This is a genomic window from Sphingomonas sp. 320_CC, assembly GCF_059691795.1.
On sequence record NZ_JCAWAE010000001.1, the window covers coordinates 1,219,267 to 1,236,287 of the forward strand.

General features: G+C 66.0%; 17 protein-coding genes and 3 tRNA genes. 9 read left to right on the top strand and 11 right to left on the bottom strand.

The window, feature by feature from the left end; translation table 11 throughout:
* Positions 1–2 precede the first annotated feature (2 nt).
* Positions 3–830 (bottom strand): type I methionyl aminopeptidase, encoded by an 828-nt coding sequence (map, locus tag AC59GX_RS05640; protein WP_136189713.1) that lies wholly within the window; start codon positions 828–830, stop codon positions 3–5.
* A 51-nt stretch (positions 831–881) separates the two neighbouring features.
* Here map and AC59GX_RS05645 point away from each other — a divergent pair, with 51 nt between their 5' ends.
* Positions 882–1,640 carry a competence/damage-inducible protein A gene (locus AC59GX_RS05645; protein WP_426280696.1) on the top strand — a complete coding sequence of 253 codons (759 nt, stop codon included), beginning with the start codon at positions 882–884 and terminating at the stop codon, positions 1,638–1,640.
* A 22-nt stretch (positions 1,641–1,662) separates the two neighbouring features.
* Here the strand turns inward: AC59GX_RS05645 and AC59GX_RS05650 are convergent, their stop codons facing one another.
* Both AC59GX_RS05650 and AC59GX_RS05655 read right to left on the bottom strand, forming a co-directional pair.
* A complete protein-coding gene (locus tag AC59GX_RS05650; protein ID WP_426280695.1) occupies positions 1,663–2,079 on the bottom strand; it encodes an HIRAN domain-containing protein in 417 nt (138 codons plus the stop codon).
* A gap of 115 nt (positions 2,080–2,194) precedes the next feature.
* Positions 2,195–2,270, bottom strand: a tRNA-Ala gene (locus AC59GX_RS05655).
* Positions 2,271–2,506: 236 nt separating this feature from the next.
* Here AC59GX_RS05655 and AC59GX_RS05660 point away from each other — a divergent pair.
* Together AC59GX_RS05660 and AC59GX_RS05665 are read left to right on the top strand one after the other, a co-directional pair.
* Positions 2,507–3,892, top strand: coding sequence for a DUF2171 domain-containing protein (locus AC59GX_RS05660; RefSeq protein ID WP_426280634.1), 1,386 nt, complete (start codon positions 2,507–2,509; stop codon positions 3,890–3,892).
* Positions 3,893–4,033: 141 nt separating this feature from the next.
* The gene (locus tag AC59GX_RS05665; protein WP_426280633.1) at positions 4,034–5,023 is read left to right on the top strand and encodes an NADP-dependent oxidoreductase; all 990 of its coding nucleotides are present in this window, start codon (positions 4,034–4,036) and stop codon (positions 5,021–5,023) included.
* Between the two features lie 277 nt (positions 5,024–5,300).
* Here the strand turns inward: AC59GX_RS05665 and AC59GX_RS05670 are convergent, their stop codons facing one another.
* From AC59GX_RS05670 to AC59GX_RS05695, 6 genes are read right to left on the bottom strand one after another with little or no spacing between them, the layout of a single operon-like run.
* Complete coding sequence (locus tag AC59GX_RS05670; RefSeq protein WP_426280632.1) at positions 5,301–6,269, bottom strand: magnesium and cobalt transport protein CorA; 969 nt, start codon at positions 6,267–6,269, stop codon at positions 5,301–5,303.
* A 39-nt stretch (positions 6,270–6,308) separates the two neighbouring features.
* Positions 6,309–7,103: a MetQ/NlpA family ABC transporter substrate-binding protein gene (locus AC59GX_RS05675; protein WP_426280631.1), complete on the bottom strand. Its 795-nt coding sequence runs from the start codon at positions 7,101–7,103 to the stop codon at positions 6,309–6,311.
* Positions 7,104–7,125: 22 nt separating this feature from the next.
* Positions 7,126–7,788 carry a methionine ABC transporter permease gene (locus AC59GX_RS05680; protein ID WP_426280630.1) on the bottom strand — a complete coding sequence of 221 codons (663 nt, stop codon included), beginning with the start codon at positions 7,786–7,788 and terminating at the stop codon, positions 7,126–7,128.
* Positions 7,785–8,519 carry a methionine ABC transporter ATP-binding protein gene (locus AC59GX_RS05685; RefSeq protein ID WP_497301190.1) on the bottom strand — a complete coding sequence of 245 codons (735 nt, stop codon included), beginning with the start codon at positions 8,517–8,519 and terminating at the stop codon, positions 7,785–7,787. The genes AC59GX_RS05680 and AC59GX_RS05685 overlap by 4 nt, the downstream gene beginning before the upstream one ends.
* Positions 8,516–9,532, bottom strand: a complete 1,017-nt coding sequence (locus AC59GX_RS05690) for an LLM class flavin-dependent oxidoreductase (protein WP_426280628.1) — start codon at positions 9,530–9,532, stop codon at positions 8,516–8,518. The genes AC59GX_RS05685 and AC59GX_RS05690 overlap by 4 nt, the downstream gene beginning before the upstream one ends.
* Positions 9,532–10,437 (bottom strand): ATP-grasp domain-containing protein, encoded by a 906-nt coding sequence (locus AC59GX_RS05695; RefSeq protein WP_426280627.1) that lies wholly within the window; start codon positions 10,435–10,437, stop codon positions 9,532–9,534. Before AC59GX_RS05695 ends, AC59GX_RS05690 begins: the two co-directional genes overlap by 1 nt.
* 114 nt (positions 10,438–10,551) lie before the next feature.
* Here AC59GX_RS05695 and AC59GX_RS05700 point away from each other — a divergent pair, with 114 nt between their 5' ends.
* Positions 10,552–11,172, top strand: a complete 621-nt coding sequence (locus AC59GX_RS05700; protein WP_426280626.1) for a peptidylprolyl isomerase — start codon at positions 10,552–10,554, stop codon at positions 11,170–11,172.
* Positions 11,173–11,435: 263 nt separating this feature from the next.
* On the opposite strand, the gene AC59GX_RS05705 is transcribed toward AC59GX_RS05700, so the two are convergent.
* On the bottom strand, positions 11,436–12,320 hold the full coding sequence (locus tag AC59GX_RS05705; protein WP_056062698.1) for a diacylglycerol/lipid kinase family protein: 885 nt from the start codon (positions 12,318–12,320) through the stop codon (positions 11,436–11,438).
* Positions 12,321–12,412: 92 nt separating this feature from the next.
* Here AC59GX_RS05705 and hemB point away from each other — a divergent pair, with 92 nt between their 5' ends.
* From hemB to AC59GX_RS05720, 3 genes are read left to right on the top strand one after another with little or no spacing between them, the layout of a single operon-like run.
* Positions 12,413–13,405: a porphobilinogen synthase gene (gene hemB / locus AC59GX_RS05710; protein WP_426280625.1), complete on the top strand. Its 993-nt coding sequence runs from the start codon at positions 12,413–12,415 to the stop codon at positions 13,403–13,405.
* Entirely contained in the window at positions 13,402–13,941 is a 540-nt protein-coding gene (locus AC59GX_RS05715; RefSeq protein WP_426280624.1) for a GNAT family N-acetyltransferase, read from the top strand. Before hemB ends, AC59GX_RS05715 begins: the two co-directional genes overlap by 4 nt.
* A complete protein-coding gene (locus AC59GX_RS05720; protein WP_426280622.1) occupies positions 13,934–16,174 on the top strand; it encodes a spermidine synthase in 2,241 nt (746 codons plus the stop codon). Before AC59GX_RS05715 ends, AC59GX_RS05720 begins: the two co-directional genes overlap by 8 nt.
* Before the next feature lie 40 nt (positions 16,175–16,214).
* Here the strand turns inward: AC59GX_RS05720 and AC59GX_RS05725 are convergent, their stop codons facing one another.
* Positions 16,215–16,724, bottom strand: coding sequence for a hypothetical protein (locus AC59GX_RS05725; RefSeq protein ID WP_426280620.1), 510 nt, complete (start codon positions 16,722–16,724; stop codon positions 16,215–16,217).
* A 94-nt stretch (positions 16,725–16,818) separates the two neighbouring features.
* Between AC59GX_RS05725 and AC59GX_RS05730 the strand changes: the two genes are divergently transcribed.
* Positions 16,819–16,895: transfer RNA gene (locus tag AC59GX_RS05730), tRNA-Arg, on the top strand.
* Positions 16,896–16,945: 50 nt separating this feature from the next.
* Positions 16,946–17,019: transfer RNA gene (locus tag AC59GX_RS05735), tRNA-Arg, on the top strand.
* The last annotated feature ends 2 nt before the right edge of the window (positions 17,020–17,021 follow it).

Sequence of the window (17,021 nt, forward strand, 5' to 3'; positions counted from 1 at the left end):
CGCTATACGTAAGGCGGCTGCGTGTAGCCCTTGGGGCTGAGCGTGAAGATCTCGCAGCCGTCTTCCGTAATGCCGATCGAATGTTCGAACTGCGCGGACAGCGAGCGATCGCGCGTGACCGCCGTCCAGCCGTCGTCGAGCAGCTTCACGTCGGGGCGGCCGATGTTGATCATGGGCTCGATCGTGAAGATCATGCCGGGGCGAAGCTCGGGGCCGGTACCGGGCTTGCCGACATGGACGACTTCGGGGGCGTCGTGGAACAGGCGGCCGACGCCGTGGCCGCAGAAATCGCGGACCACGCCGTAGCGGTGCTTTTCGGCGTGGCGCTGGATCGCGTTGGCGACGTCGCCCATGCGGTTGCCGGGCTTGGCGTGCTCGATGCCGATCATCAGGCACTCGTAGGTGACTTCGACGAGGCGGCGCGCCTTGATCGGCACGTCGCCGATCAGGTACATTCGGCTCGTGTCGCCGTGCCAGCCGTCCAACAAAGGCGTGACGTCGACGTTGACGATATCGCCCGATTTCAGCGTCTTCTCGCTTGGGATGCCGTGGCAGACGACGTGGTTGATCGAGATGCAGACGCTGTGCGTGTAACCGCGATAGCCGAGCGTCGCTGGGACGCCGCCGCCGGCGACGATGAAGTCGTAGATCAGCCGGTCGATCTCGGCGGTGGTCACGCCCGGCACCATGTGCGGCACGATCATGTCGAGCGTCTCGGCGGCGAGTCTGCCCGCCTTCATCATGCCGGCGAACGCGGCGGGGCCGTGCAGCTTGATGGCGCCGGTGCGCGCGTCGGGCTGGTCCGAGGTGACGGTTACATATTCGGTCATGCAACGCGATATAGCGTGGCGGGCGCGGTTTTGCGAGGCTATGCGAGGGGCATGGTAGAGGAACGCATCTGGACGGCCGCGCTGACGATCATCGGCGACGAGATCCTGTCGGGCCGCACGCAGGACAAGAACGTCGCGCAGATCGCGGCCTGGCTCAACGTGCAGGGCATCCGCCTCGCCGAGGTGCGCGTGGTCGCCGACAAGACCGAGGCGATCGTCGAGGCGGTCAACATCTTGCGGATGCGCAACGATTACCTGTTCACGACCGGCGGGATCGGGCCGACTCACGACGACATCACGGTGGACGCGATCGCCGAGGCGCTGGGCGTCGCGGTCGAGCATCATCCGCGGGCGATGGCGGTGCTGGAGGCGTATTATGCGACGCGTGGCGGGCTGACCGAAGCGCGGGCGCGGATGGCGCGGGTGCCGGTCGGGGCGGATCTGATCGACAACAAGGTGTCCGGTGCGCCGGGGATCAAGATCGGCAACATCTTCATCATGGCGGGTGTGCCGCATATTACCGCGGGGATGCTCGATGCGCTGACGGGGACGCTGGAGGGGGGGCGGCCGGTGGTGTCGAAGACGATCGGGTGCTGGGTCGCGGAGAGCGAGGTCGCGGACATCCTGCGCGATGCGGAGAAGACGCATGAAGGCGTCGCGATCGGGAGTTACCCGTTCTTTCGCGATGGCAAGACGGGCGCGAACTTCGTGGTGCGGAGTTCGGACGAGGCGCTGGTCGATCGCTGCCTCGCGGACCTGACGCGTGATCTGGAAGCGACGGGTCGCGTGGTCACCGCACAGGGTATCTAGTTAATCTCATTGGAGGGATGCGTCACGCGCCCCATTCGGGACCCTCGGGGTCGGGGTAGAACGCGTCGGGATCGAACGACGTCGGGCGGGGCTGTGACGGCGTGGGCGCTTCGGGATCCGGCAGTCTCGGTGCGCCGCCGCCGAAGCGGATGCGGACATAGCCGTAGCTGCCGACCAGAGCCTGGAATATGGCGACATGCTCCTCCTCCTGCATCCGTCGTCCGATCAGCGGCGCACGTTCGGCGGACAGATAGCCCATCTGCACGCCGCGCCCACTGAACACCGCCACCGCATTCGTATCATGCGGGTTCTTCGGTTCGCGACGCACGTCGACGGGTTCGCCGGGAGCGCAGAGCATCAATTCCATGCGGCGGTTGCTCTTGCTCTTGTCCGCGTTGGGGAAGTCGATGCCGACCACGTTGCACGTCAATTCGTCCATGCCCCACGATAGCGTGGCAACTGCGCGCATGAAAGGCGCACGCATGGCAGACGCGGCGTGAAGCTTACGCCCGCGACGTGTTGGATGCTCGTCGACTTACTGTTGCTATGCCGCGTGGTGGAGCCACGGGGAATCGAACCCCGGACCTCTGCAGTGCGATTGCAGCGCTCTCCCATCTGAGCTACGGCCCCGCGCGGTTGGCCATAGGCCAAGATGGTGATCTAGCGGCTCGATTTGGGCCTTGCAACCGGGTTGGTGAGACGGCTCGAACTTCCCTCCGGCGCGTCGTCGCAACGGAGCGTCGGGTCGCCGTCAAGTCGCCGCGATCGCAGGAACATTCCGCCAGTTTGGCGCTTGTAGACTTCGGAATGTACGGGCTTGCTATCGACGAACCCGGCAACCGCAGGACAGCAATTAGGAGGTTCCTATGGTCTACGAACGCAACACCCGAGATCGCCAGTCGGGCGACTATTACGGTCGGCCGAACTCGAACGATTATGGTCGCGATTTCCGCGCGGACGGTGGCGGCTATGGTCGTTCCAGCGCGCGCGAATATGAAGCCGCCGGCGAATATGACCGCGACGATAACCGCAGCGGCCGCGGCCAGGGATATCAGGGGCGTGACGACCAGGGACGCGGCGACCAATATGGTCGCGAGCAGGGCGGTCGTGATTATTATGGCGGCCACAATGACCGCTCGCAGCCATCGGGCGGCGATCGCTACGGCCAGTCGCGCTACGCCCAGGGATCGGGCCAGGGTTATGGCCAGCAGGGTTATGGCCAGCAGGGTAACGGCCAGCAGGGTAACGGCCAGCAGGGTAACGGCCAGCAGGGTTACGGTCAGCAGGGTTACGGCCAGCAGCGGTCTGGACAGGGCTATGGCCAGCAGTCCTACGGCCAGCGCAGCCAGGGTTCGGGCGATACCGAATATCATGGCAGCTATGCATCGGATGGCCGTCGCTTCGAGGACGTCGGTCGCAACCGCGATGCCGATGACGACAACCGCAACTCTTCGCGTGGCGGCAGCCGGAACGAGGGGCGTGACTATGGTCGTCAGCCACAGGGCTATGATTATGACGATCGCGGTTTCATCGCGCGCGCAGGCGACGAAGTTCGCTCGTGGTTCGGTGACGACGAGGCGGAGCGTCGCCGCGAAGCCGATGCACGCTATGACGAGCGGTCCTATGGCAACTCGGACAATCGTGCGTTCGGCAATCGCTCGTCGAACACGCATGACGACCATTATCATGGCTGGCGGAGCTCGCAGATCGCGGCGCTCGACCGTGACTATGACGAGTATCGGAACGAGAACCGCTCGAAGTTCGAGACCGAGTTCTCGTCGTGGCGCAATGAGCGCCAGGGCCAGCGCAGTTCGCTGTCGCAGGTCACCGAGCATATGGAAGTCGTCGGGTCTGACGGCAGCCATGTCGGCACGGTCGACAAGGTGAAGGGCGACCGGATCCTGCTGACCAAGAACGACCGCGATGCAGGCGGCGTGCACCACTCGATCCCGTCGCGCTGGATCAAGACCGTCGACGGCAAGGTGACGCTGTCGAAGTCGGCCGACGAAGCCAAGGCGGCGTGGAAGGAAGAAGAGCGCAACTCGGCGATGTTCGAGTACGGTGATCGCACCGGCGGCGACAAGAAGGATGCTGGCACCAGCGGTTATGCTTCGAGCTCGCAGACGGGCAGCACGGCGACCGGCACGGCATCGGGTACTGGCACGGCATCGACCACGGGCACGACGACCGGCGGCACCACCACTGGTACGACGTCGGACACGCTCGGCAAGTCGGGTTCGACCACGTACTAACTGGTTGAAAGCGTTGGCTGGCGTCGCATGATGTCAGCCGGAAAGGGGCCCGGGCGGAAACGTCCGGGCCTTTTTGCAGGTTGCGTTGGGTGTGCGTTTCGCCATACCCGCAACACGAATAATCAAGACAGGAGCAAGTTTATGGCCCGTGCATGGAGCCTGAAGGCACGTCCGCAAGGCATGCCGAAGCATACCGACTTCGCCATGATCGATCTCGACCAGTCGACGCTCGGCGCCGGCGAGGTGCGGATCGCCAATCGCTGGCTGTCGGTCGACCCGTACATGCGCGGGCGGATGAACGACGTGAAGAGCTATGTCCCGCCGTTCGCGCTGGGCGAGGCGATGCAGGGCGGTGCGGTCGGCGAAGTGGTCGAGAGCAACGACGACGGCATCAAGGTCGGCGACATGGTGCTGCATATGGCGGGCTGGCGCGACGAGGCGGTGGTGCCGGCCGCGCAGGTGCAGAAGCTGCCCGCGCTCGACGTGCCTCCGCAGGCGTTTCTGGGTCAGCTCGGTATGCCGGGGATGACCGGGTATTTCGGGCTACTCCAGGTTGCCGAAGCCAAGACTGGCGACACGGTGTTCGTATCGGCGGCGGCGGGTGCGGTCGGATCGACCGTGGTGCAGGTCGCCAAGGCCAAGGGCATGACGGTGATCGGTTCGGCCGGCGGCGCGGAGAAATGCGCGTGGGTGAAGTCGCTCGGTGCGGATGCGGTGATCGACTACAAGAGCGACGTGCCGGTGGTGAAGGCGCTCGGCGAGGCTGCTCCGAAGGGTATCGACGTGTATTTCGACAACGTCGGCGGCGAGCATCTCGACGCGGCGCTGGCGCATGCGCGGATGCATGCGCGGTTCGCGGTTTGCGGGATGATCGACGTGTACAACAGCGGCGCGGCGACGCAGTTGAAGTACCTCGCGCGACTGATCGGTAACCGCGTGCAGATCCGCGGGTTCATCGTCAGCGACTACATGAATCGCGCCGAGGAGTTCTACAAGGACATGGGCGGGATGCTGGCGGCGGGGACGCTGAAGCGGCAGGAGACGGTGCACGAGGGGCTCGAGACGATGCCGGATGCGTTCCTGGGGCTGTTCTCGGGTGGGAATACGGGGAAGATGCTCGTCAAGGTTTGAGCTGCTCTTCGATCCTCCCCCGCCAGGGGGAGGTGGCACCGAAGGTGACGGAGGGGGAGGAACGCGCAACCACAGTTATCCCTTACCTCCCCCTCCGTCTGGCAAGGGCCAGCCACCTCCCCCTGGCGGGGGAGGATGCAGTAGAGGGACGGCTGCATTCCCGCGTCACCCCGGACTAGTTCCGGGGGCCACCGTGCCGCGTATCGACGGCTGGCGAGTATGCGGATCGGTGGATGCCGGAACGAGCCCGGCATGACGGAGTGGGTGATCGGTTCCGCTACAACCACTTGGCCTGCTTGAACTTCACGTACAGCGCGGCGCAGACGACCGCGATCACGCCCAGCACGACGAAATACCCGTACTCCGTCTTCAACTCGGGCATGTTCTCGAAGTTCATGCCGTAGATCCCGGCGATCGCGGTAGGCACGGCGAGGATCGCGGCCCAGGCGGCGAGCTGGCGGGTGATCGCGCCGGTGCGTTGCTGTTCGAGCAGGTTGCTGAATTCGAACACCGACGTCAGGACTTCGCGCAGGCCCTCGACCATCGTCTGCACGCGGCGGACGTGGTCGAGCACGTCGCTGAAATACGGTTTCGCCTCGGCGTCGATGCACGGCAGGTCGAGGCGGACGATCTTGCCTGCGACCTCGCCCATCGGCCCCAAGATACGCTGGAAGCGGATCATCTCGCGTCGGAGCCCGAAGATGCGGACGATCTCGTCGCGGCCCAGGAATGCGTCGATCGTGCGTTGCTCCATCGCCAGCACCTCGTCCTCGATGCTCTCGACGATCGGGAGATAGCCGTCGACGACGTAATCGAGGATCGCGTGGAGGACGTAATCGACGCCGTTGATCAGCAAGGTGGGCGCGGCTTCGAGCTGTTCGCGCAACGCCTTGTGCGAGCGTGCCGAGCCGTGGCGGACGCTGATGATGTGGCTGTGCCCGACGAAGATCGCGGTTTCGCCGTATGCGATCTTGTCCTGCTCCAGCTGTGCGGTGCGGGCGACGACGAACAACTGGTCGCCATAGACGTCGACTTTGGGCAACTGGTCCGCCTTGATCGCATCCTCCACCGCCAGTGGGTGCAGGTTATACTGCTCCTTCAGCGTCCGCATCTCGGCGTCGGTCGGGTCGCAGATGCCGATCCAGACGAACTCGGAGCGATCCGCGGGACAATCGACCTTTTCGTCGATCGAGACCGCGCGGACGCGCTTGCCATGGCGATAGAGATACGCGGCGACGACCGTCATGGAGCCTCGAGGATTACGCTTACTGGGCTCGCGCCGGTATCAGAACGCCGGGAGCACCGCACCCCGATAATGCTGCTCGATGAAGGTCTTGGTCGCCGGGCTGCGCAACGCGGCGATCAGCTTCACGACGCGCGGATCCTTCTCGCCGCCGGGCAGGCCGACGACGAAATTGACGTAGGGGCTGTTCTTGTCCTCGATCGCGAGCGCATCGCGGACCGGGTTGAGCTTCGCGTCGAGCGCGTAGTTGGTGTTGATCAGCGCAAGATCGACCTCGCCGAGCGTGCGCGGCAGGGTGGCGCCCTCCAGTTCCTTGAACTGCAGGTTCTTGGGGTTGGTGGCGATGTCGTTGAGGCTCGCAAGCGGGTTGGTCGGATTCTTGAGCGTGATCAGCCCGGCCTTTTGCAGCAGCAGCAGCGCGCGGCCGCCGTTGCTCGGCTCGTTCGGGATCGCGACGGTAGCGCCGTTGGGGATCTCCGCGATCGACTTCCACTTGCGCGAATAGGCGCCGAGCGGTTCGACGTGGACGCCAGCATAGGTCACCAGATGCGTGCCGCGCGAGGCGTTGAACTCGTCGAGATACGGCTTGGTCTCGAAATAGCTGACGTCGATCTGCTTCTGCTCGACCTGGAGGTTAGGCTGGACGTAGTCGTTGAAGACGCGGATCTGGAGGTCGACGCCTTCCTTGGCGAGCGTCGGCTTGATCGATTCCAGGATTTCGGCATGCGGGACCGCCGTCGCGGCGACGGTCAGCGTCTTGCCGTCGTTGGTCTTGGTGCCACCGCAGGCGGCGAGCGCGAGCAGCGAGAACGAGGCGAGCAAAATGCGGCGGTTCATGGCGGTTCCTAGCGGCGTTAGATCAGCGGCGGGTGAAGTGGCGGGCGAGCGCGTCGCCGGCATATTGGATGATCTGGACGAGCACGACCAGCAGCACGACGGTGACGACCATGACGTCGGTCTGGAAGCGCTGATAGCCGAAGCGGATCGCGAGATCGCCGAGCCCGCCTGCGCCAACCACGCCCGCCATCGCGGTGAACGAGACGAGCGCGACCGCGGTCACGGTGGCGCCGGCGATCAGTCCGGGGAGCGCCTCGGGGATCAGCGCGCCGGTGACGATCTGGCGGGTGGTGGCGCCCATCGCCTGCACGGCCTCGATCGTGGTGCGGTCGACTTCCTTGAGCGATCCCTCGACGAGGCGCGCGTAGAACGGCGCAGCACCAACGACGAGCGGGGGGATCGCGCCGGCAACGCCTAGCGAGGTGCCGACGAGCATCACGGTGAGCGGGATCATCACGATCAGCAAAATGATGAACGGCACCGAGCGGAGGATGTTGACGATGATCCCGAGCACAGCGTTGGCGACGCGGTTCTGCGACAGGCGGCCCTGCCCGGTGAGGTAGAGCAGGACGCCGAGCGGCAGGCCGAATGCGATCGTGAGGATCAGCGATCCGCCGAGCATGATCAGCGTGTCGAGGCACGCCTGGCCGATGTCGGACCAGTCGATGTTCGCGAAGAAGCTCATGCCGCCAGCGCCGCCAGCATGCGCTGCGTTGCCGGGTGGGCGGCGTTGGCGAAGATATCGGTGACCTCGCCGGTCTCGACGATGCGGCCGCGCTCGAGCACGGCGACGCGGTCGCAGACGTAGCGAACGACGTCCATTTCGTGCGTGATCAGGACGATCGTCAGGCCTAGGTCTCGGTTGAGGTTGCGGAGGAGGGTCAGGACCGAGCGGGTGGTTTCGGGATCCAGCGCGCTGGTGGCTTCGTCGCAGAGCAGGATGTCGGGGTCGGTGGCGAGCGCGCGGGCGATGCCGACGCGCTGTTTCTGGCCGCCGGAGAGGTGGGCGGGGTATTTGGTGGCGTGATCGGCGAGGCCTACGCGGTCGAGCAGTGCGGCGACTTTCGTCTCGCGCTCAGCTTTGGATACACCCGCGAGCACGAGCGGGAACGCGACGTTTGCCGCGACCGTGCGCGACGACAGCAGGCCGAAGTTCTGGAAGATCATGCCGATCCGGCGGCGCAGCGCGCGCAGGTCCGCCGCGGACAACGCGGCTACGTCGACGCCATCGACCTCTACCCGACCCGAAGTCGGGCGTTCTAGCGCGTTGATCAGGCGGATCAGCGTCGACTTGCCTGCGCCGGACTGGCCGATGACCCCGAACACGCCGCGCGCCGGGATCTCCATCGACACGCCGTCGAGGGCAGCCGCGTCGCTTGCCGGGTAGGTTTTAACGACGTCAGTTAGGCGGATCATGCGGTGCCCATGACCTGCGCGGCGAACCGCTCCATTTCCTCGGCCTGCGGGCTCATCTGGAGCAGCAGCAGATCGAGACCGGCCGCTTCATACTCGGCGACGCGCTCCTTCAACTGCTCGGGCGTGCCGACCAGATTGGGGCGCAGGCCGCGGTTGGAGACGGAATATTCCTGGATCTTCAATTCGCGTTCGAGCTGCGTGCCCGACAACCACTGGTCGAAATTCGCATAGCCGGCGGGGAGTTCGGTGACGCTGGTGATGCGGTCGAGCTCGCGCTTGGCCTCCGCCTCGCTGTCGCGGACGATTGCGTAGGCGGCCATGCCGTACTGCATCGGCGCGCCGCCAGCGGCTTCGCGTCGCGCCGCCATGTCGGCGATCTTCGGCGCGATCGCGTCGGCGGGGTCGCCGTGCATGACGTACGCATCGCACTGCGCGGCGATCATCGCCTTTGCCTTCTCGCTTTCGCCGCCGGCATAGACGGTTGGGCGCTTGACGGGCTTGGGCGAGCAGATCGCCTGTTCGGTGGTGTAGAACTGGCCCGCGAAGTCGAAGCGCTCCTGCGTCCACAACCCATCGACGACGGTCAGCCACTCGGCGGTCCGCGCGTAGCGATCGTCGTGCTGGTCGAACTGGAGGCCGTATTGCTTCGCTTCGTCCGCCCACCAGGACGACACGACATTGAGCGCGAGCCGCCCGCCCGAAATCCGGTCGATGTTCGCCGCGGCCTTGGCGAACAGTGCGGGGTGGTGAAAGTTCGGGCGGACCGCGACCATCAGCTCGATGCTGTCGGTCACCGCCGCGAGCGCGGCCGCGGTCGACCACGCATCGAGCGCGGGCTGTTCGATGCCCTTGATATCGTTGAGGTTCAGCTCGGCGATCAGCGTCAGGTCATAGCCCCAGCGCTCGGCGTTCTGCGTGAGCGCCTTGGTGTACGCCCAACTCGCCTCCATCCCCTCGTCGGGGACGTTGCGAAGCCAGCCGCCGAAGACGGGAGTCCAGTAACCATAGCGCATCAGCGGGCCTTCTCGATCTGTTCGATCAGGTAATCGACGAGGCGGTCGTGCGGATCCCAGCCGAGCATTTCGAGGGGCTTGGCGACGAAGTTCGACAGCGCGTTTATGTCGTAGAAGCGTGCCACGCCGTCGCGGTCGTCGATCATGACCTCGACTCCGCCGACGTCGAGATCGACCGCGCGGGCGATCGCTTCGGCGGCGTCCTTCAAGGTCTGCGAGGGCTCGACCGCGGCCATCCTGATGCCCGAGCCGGGGACGACGCACGCATCCGCCGGGCAGAGATCGAACGCGCCGCCGCCCGCGACATCGATCGCGTAGAGGAACTTGCGGTCTAGCGTCTCGATCCGGGTGATCGCACCGTCGCGGACGGGGACGTATTCCTGGACCAGCAGGACGCCGTCGACGCTGTTTGGGAGGCCGCTGTCAGCGACTGCGGTGCGCAATTCTTCGAGGCTGTCGAAGCGGATGATGCCCGCGCCCGATCCGCCGATGTTCGCCTTCACGACCAGCGGGAAGCGGAGCGTCTGCGCGGCGGGGACGACGTCGGCGGCGCGGTGGACGACGCGCGTCTCGGGGATCGCGAGGCCGAGCGAGGCGATCAGCGACAATTGCCGCGCCTTGGAGGCGTCGATCGCGAGAACGTCGGTGCCGTTTACCACGCGCGCACCCGTGCGGTGCCAGTGATCGAGCATCGCCATCGTGTCGAAGATCGGATGCTCGTCGTTGCGCAGGAAGCTCGACATCGCGATGCGGTTGAAGACGGCGGGGGCGGGGGCGCTCTGGTCGGCGGGGTTCCAGAAGCCGTCGGGTGTCGCGCGGGTGAACGCGACGCCCCGGCGGTCGAGGGCGGCGAACAGCGGTTCGAACCAGAGCGGGTGCTCGTAGAGAATGGCGAGATCGGTCATCGCTCACCGGATACGCATTGCGTGCGGGCGTGCAAACCCAAGCAAAACTTTGCCGCGCGCAATATCGCGTCGCGGGGCCGCTGACAGCGAGGGGAGGACGCGGTAGCGTGGCGGATGATCTCCAGATTCGTCACGCTCGCTCTTGCCGTTCTCGGCGCCGTTTCCGTCTCGGCACAGGAGGCTCCGCCGGCGCCTTCGCCTGTCGTCCCGGCGACGGTCTCGATCGTGATGACGACGAGCGAGGGGCCGATCACGCTGGCGCTGGAGAAGGAGCGCGCGCCGCTGACGACCGCGAACTTCCTGCGCTATGTCGACCAGAAGCGGCTCGACGGGGTGACGTTCTACCGCGCGATGAAGCTCGGGGCGGATGGCGGGTTGATCCAGGGCGGGCCGCAGGGCGAGGTGAAGCGTCTGTTGCCGCCGGTGAAGCACGAGCCGACTAGCCAGACCGGGTTGTCGCATGTCGACGCGACGATCTCGATGGCAAGGTTTGCGCCGGGGAGTGCGACGGCGGACTTCTTCATTACCGTCGGGCCGGTGTTGTCGCTCGATGCTAATCCGGCGGGGAGTGGGGATACGGCGGGGTTTGCGGCGTTCGGGCATGTGGTGGAGGGGATGGACGTTGTGAAGCGGATTCTTGCTGCGCCGACCTCGCCGACTGCCGGGGTGGGGGTGATGAAGGGGCAGATGATCGCTGCGCCGGTTAAGATTTTGACCGTGCGGCGAGTGAAGTAACGGGCGTCGGATAGAGTGCAATCACGCTTCTCATCGACCACCCCGGCGGAGGCCGGGGCCCAGTTGGGGGACGTCGCCAACTGAGCGCTGCGCGTCGTTACTGCGACCTTTCCAACTGGGCCCCGGCCTTCGCCGGGGTGGTGGCTGGTGAGGCGGCTTATCGCGACCCAATGTTGTTTCCCCGCGAAGGCGGGGACCCAGACTGGGCTCCCGCCTTCGCGGGAGAACAAGTAACCGGGCGGTGCGGCTAGTCGTGCGCGCCTTCAGGCCGGTGCCATAACCCGGATGATTCCGGCCGCGACTTTCGCCGTCACCGGGGTCTTCGCCAGCACTTCGCCGTCGATCGAGATCGGCAGCGGGGGGATCGTGTTGATCTTCAGGCTCTTGCCCCGAAAGTCCCGCACCTTCTCGTGGCGCGACTCGAGCCGGAACACGCTGGCATACCAGTTCTGCACCAGCCGCCGCTTCACGTGCCCCATCACCGCCTGCACCACGATCTCGCCCGAATCGACTGCGGCTGCGTCGACCAGTTCGGTGCCGCCATGATATGGCCCATTCGAGATCCGCACCTCAACCACGCGGATCTTCACCGCGGTCGGGCCTTCGCCGACGATCAGCGTGAACGGGCGGAAGCGCATGTATTGATACGTCGCCCACGCCAGATAGCCGACCTTGCCGAAGACCTTCTTGAGGCCGTGCGGGACCGTCTCGGCGATCTTCGGGCTGATGCCCATCGCGGCGCAGTTTGCGAAATAATCGCCGTCGATCATGCCGAGATCGATGCGACGTGGCTTGCCGGTCCGGATCACCTCCACCGCGCCCTCGATATTCAGCGGAATGCCAAGCGTGCGCGCAAAGCTGTTGGCGGTGCCGAGCGGCAGGACGCCCAGGATCACGTCGTGCCCGACCATCAGGTCGACCAGCCCGCTGACCGTGCCATCGCCGCCGCCGAGGATCAGCAAGTCCGGCTTCTTCGCGAGCGCCCTTAGCACCGTCGCCTCGAGGTCCTTGGGGTCCTCGACCGCATGCGCGTCGACCTCATAGGGCAGCCCCGACATCGCCGCACATGCGCGCTTGAACAGCTTCTGGCCCTTGCGCGACTTGGCGTTGACGACGAGCGCGGCGGACGTGATCGTATCGTTCGACATAAGGCCCCCAACGCACGGCATGCGGTTTCGCACCCGTAACGCTTTGCCCGTAAAACTTGATCCGTCGTCGCGCATCCCGCAAAGCCCGCCGCATGACCGCAAGCTATCCCGCGCTTCGCCTCCGTCGCACCCGCGCCTCCGCCTGGAGCCGCCGCCTCCATGCCGAGACCGTGTTGACTCCCGCCGACCTGATCTGGCCGCTGTTCGTCACCGAAGGAGCCGGCGTCGAGCAACCGATCGCCAGCCTGCCGGGCGTGTCGCGCTGGTCGGTCGACGGGATCGTCGCGCGCGGCCGCGAGGCGCGCGACCTCGGCATCCCGTGCATCGCGCTGTTCCCGTACACGCAGGTCGATCGCCGGACCGAGGACGGTCGCGAAGCGCTCAACCCCGACAATCTGATGTGCCAGGCGATCCGCGCGCTGAAGGACGCGGTGCCCGAGGTCGGCGTGCTGACCGACGTCGCGCTCGATCCGTACACCAGCCACGGCCATGACGGGCTGGTCGACGCGGCGGGCTATGTCGTCAACGACACGACTGCCGAGATGCTCGTCGCGCAGGCGCTCAACCAGGCGAACGCGGGCGCGGACATCATCGCGCCGTCGGACATGATGGACGGCCGGATCGGCATGATCCGCAGCGCGCTGGAGGGGGAGTCGCACCACAACGTCCAGATCATGTCCTACGCCGCCAAGTACGCCAGCGCGTTCTACGGTCCATTCCGCGATGCGGTCGGCTCGCGCGGTCTGCTGAAGGGCGACAAGAAGACGTACCAGATGGACAACGCCAACGCCGAAGAGGCCTTGCGAGAGGTCGCGATGGACCTGGCGGAGGGCGCCGACACGGTGATGGTCAAGCCCGGCCTGCCGTATCTCGACATCATCGTCCGCGTGCGACAGGCGTTCGAGGTACCGGTGTTCGCGTACCAGGTGTCGGGCGAATACGCGATGATCGAGCACGCCGTCGCGGCGGGTGCGGCGGAGCGCGACGTGATGGTGCTGGAGACGCTGATGTCGTTCAAGCGCGCAGGCTGCTCGGGCGTGCTGACCTATCACGCGGCGCATGCGGCAAAATTGCTCGGCGGATGATCCAGACCGAACGGCTGATCTTGCGCGGCTGGCGTGATGACGATGCCGCCTTGCATCATGCAATGTGCGCCGACCCGGCGGTGATGGCGTATCTCGGGCCGGCGCCGACGCTGGCCGACTCCGTCGCGGTGGTGGCACGCCAGAAGGCGATGTTCGCCGACTATGGCGCGTGCTTCTGGGCGCTCGAACGACGGGATACCGGCGCGTTCATCGGCTGGTGCGGGATCAAGCCGGGCCCGGTCGGTACGCCGATCGAGGGGAAACCCGAGATTGGCTGGAGTCTCGTCCAGAGCGAATGGGGGCAGGGCTATGCACGGGAGGCAGCGGAGGCTTCCCTCGCCTGGGGTTGGCGTGAGATGGACTTGCCGACGGTCTGGGCGATCACCGTCCCGGCAAACACGGCCAGCCGCGCGCTCATGGAGCGGCTCGGAATGACCCGCGTGGTCGATGGCGATTTCGATCATCCGAAGCTCACCGCTGGCGACCCGCTTCGCCGCCATATTCTCTACCGGATCGACCGCCCCGCTTATGTCTGAGACCGTATCGATCGAAGACCAGCCGCTGATGGCGCGCTGGTGCCGGACGATGTTCGTGGCGACGATCCTGACCGGATCTTTCCTGCTGTTCCTCGTCCAGCCGATGGTCGCGCGGATGGCGTTGCCGCGGCTGGGTGGCGCGCCGGCGGTGTGGAACTCGGCGATGCTCGTGTACCAGGCGCTGCTGCTCGCGGGCTATGCGTATGCGCATTGGCTTGGGCGGGTGAGGCCGCGGGCGCAGGCGGCGATCCATTTGGGCGTGCTGATCGTCGCGGCGTTGTGGTTGCCGATCGGGTTGATCGCGATGGACCTTCCGGCGGACGCGTTGCCTGCGCTTTGGGTGCCGTGGCTGCTCGGGCTGTCGATCGGGCCGTTGTTCTTTGCGGTATCCGCGCAGGCACCGCTGATCCAGCGCTGGTTCAGCGCGGCGAGTGGCGGCGGCGATCCCTATGCGCTGTATGCCGCGTCCAATCTCGGCAGTTTTGCGGGGCTGATCGCGTACCCGTTGCTGGTCGAGCCGCTGATGGCGGTGCACGGCCAGAGCCTGTTGTGGAGCGGCGGGTATCTGCTGCTGATCGTGCTGGTGCTCGCCTGCGCCACGCGTCTGCCGAAGACCGCAGCAGTCGATCATGTTGCCGCAACCAGCGCGCCGCCGGGCGCGCGGCGGATCGCGCATTGGATTGCGCTGGCGCTCGTGCCGTCGGGGATGATGCTGGCGACGTCGACCTATATTACCACCGATATCGTCGCGATGCCGCTGCTGTGGGTGATCCCGCTCGGGCTGTACCTGCTGAGTTTCAGCGTGGCGTTTGCAAACGATCGCTGGCTTGCCGACCTGCTGACGCGGATCGCGCCGATCACGATTTTGTTGTTCGGCGGGATCATCATGGGCGGGGTCAACGAGCGGCCGTTCTTCAGCGCGGGGATCGCGCTGGTGTTGCTGTTCATGATCTCGGTTGCGTTGCACACGACGCTGTACCGCAAGCGGCCGGCGCCGGATCGATTGACCGGATTCTATCTCGCGATGTCGGCAGGCGGGGCGCTCGGCGGGGTGTTCGCTGCGCTGGTGGCGCCCGTGGTGTTCGACTGGACGTATGAGTATCCACTGCTGATCCTTGCGGCGGGCGCGCTTGTGCCGCAGATTTATCTGTTCGGACGGTTCCGCGCGCTGTGGATGGGCAAGGGGCCAGCGAAACACGTCGCGTTGCTCGCGATCGTCTGCGCGTTGGTCATCCTTACCGCATTGCGAATCGGCAATCCCGATGGCGTGTTCGGCGAGGGGCGCCAGGGCCTCGTGTTCCTGGTGATAGCCGCGATCGGATTCGTCGCGATCGGCGCGCGGCGGCCGTACATGGTCGTGCTGGCGGGGGCGCTGGTGCTGTTCGGCGGGTATCGGTCGCTCGAGTTCTCGCTCGATCCGGGCGCGCGGGTGCGGAGTTATTTCGGCGTCTATACCGTGCGAGATGAGCCGGGGCCGAACGGCGGCACGCGCGAGCTCGATCATGGGACGACGGTGCATGGCATCCAGTTGCGCGGTTCCCCTGAGCGCGAGCGGACGCCGACGACCTATTACGCGGCAGGATCGGGCGTCGGGCAGGCGATGCAAGCCGCGCCCGCGCTATACGGCCCGCAGGCGCGGATCGGTGTGGTCGGGCTGGGGACGGGGACGCTCTCCTGCTATGCGCGGCCGGGGCAGCGCTGGCGGTTCTACGAGATCGACCCGGCGGTGGTGCGGATCGCGCGCGATACCGGGCAGTTCACCTATCTGTCCCGGTGCCTGCCCAAGTCCGAGATCCGGATGGGCGATGCGCGGATCGCGCTGTCGCATGATGCGGCGGATAGTCTCGACCTGCTCGCGCTCGATGCGTTCTCTTCGGATTCGGTGCCGATGCACCTGATGACGCGCGAGGCGTTCGCGACCTATGGCCGGGTGCTGTCGCAGGGCGGCCTGTTGCTGGTGCATATTTCCAACCGGTTCATCGATCTGGAGCCGGTGATCGCGGCGGCGGCGCGCGAGGGCGGGTGGACTGCGGTCGAGCTGAAATACCGTCCGTCGAGCGTGCTGGTCGATCGGGCGTCGGCGTCGGACTGGGTGGCTTTGTCGCGCGATCCGCGTGCGATCGCTGCGTTGCAGTCGGGTGATCCGGAGTGGGCACCGCTGGTGCCGCGCAAGGGCTTCACGGCATGGACGGACGATTATTCGACGATCCTGCCGTTGCTGAAGGGGTTCTAGCCGTCTGATCCTCCCCTGTCGGGCGAGGATCAGCAGCGGATCAGGCGGCGGGGAGGCTAGCCTGGATGCGGGTGATCGTGGCGCCCTGGCGATCGTTCTCTGCCTGTGCCTTGTCGCGGATCGCGGCCAGTGCCGGATAGTCGGGCTGCAGCTTGGCGGCGCGGTCGGTGGCGCGTTGTTCTATGTCGGTCACCAGCGCCGACGATTGCGCGCGCCAGTCGTCGAGTCCGGCGAGAGCGGTCTGCGCGGCGAGCCACGCGTCGCTGCCAACCGCGCCGCCGCGTGCGGTCCGTGCGAGGGCCTCGGTCTTGGCCGCATCGCGCGTGAAGCCGGTGGCGATCGCATCGAGCTTGGCCGAGATCGTTTGGATATCCGCATCGAGCGCCGGATCGGGGGCGGCTACCGCGGACTTCACCTCGGGCTCGGCGAATCCGAGCTTCTCGACCGGGCGCAGGCCGAGCGACGGATAGGCGGTGGTATCCTTGCTGCACGCGGACGCCGCGAGCAGGGCGAGTAGCGACAGCGAACGGAGCGGAGCGGCGAGTTTCATGCCCGCCGCTCTATGCGTCCGCGCCTCCCGACACAACTTTATCGCGGCAAACCCTTGCGCCCCCGAAAATGCCTGCTATCAGCGCCCCTCCAGTGCACCCATAGCTCAGCTGGATAGAGCATCAGACTACGAATCTGAGGGTCGGGCGTTCGAATCGCTCTGGGTGCACCAGGATTTTCCGCTTCACGGCGGGCTTGTCGAACCGGTCACCGGACGGCGATGCACCCATAGCTCAGCTGGATAGAGCATCAGACTACGAATCTGAGGGTCGGGCGTTCGAATCGCTCTGGGTGCACC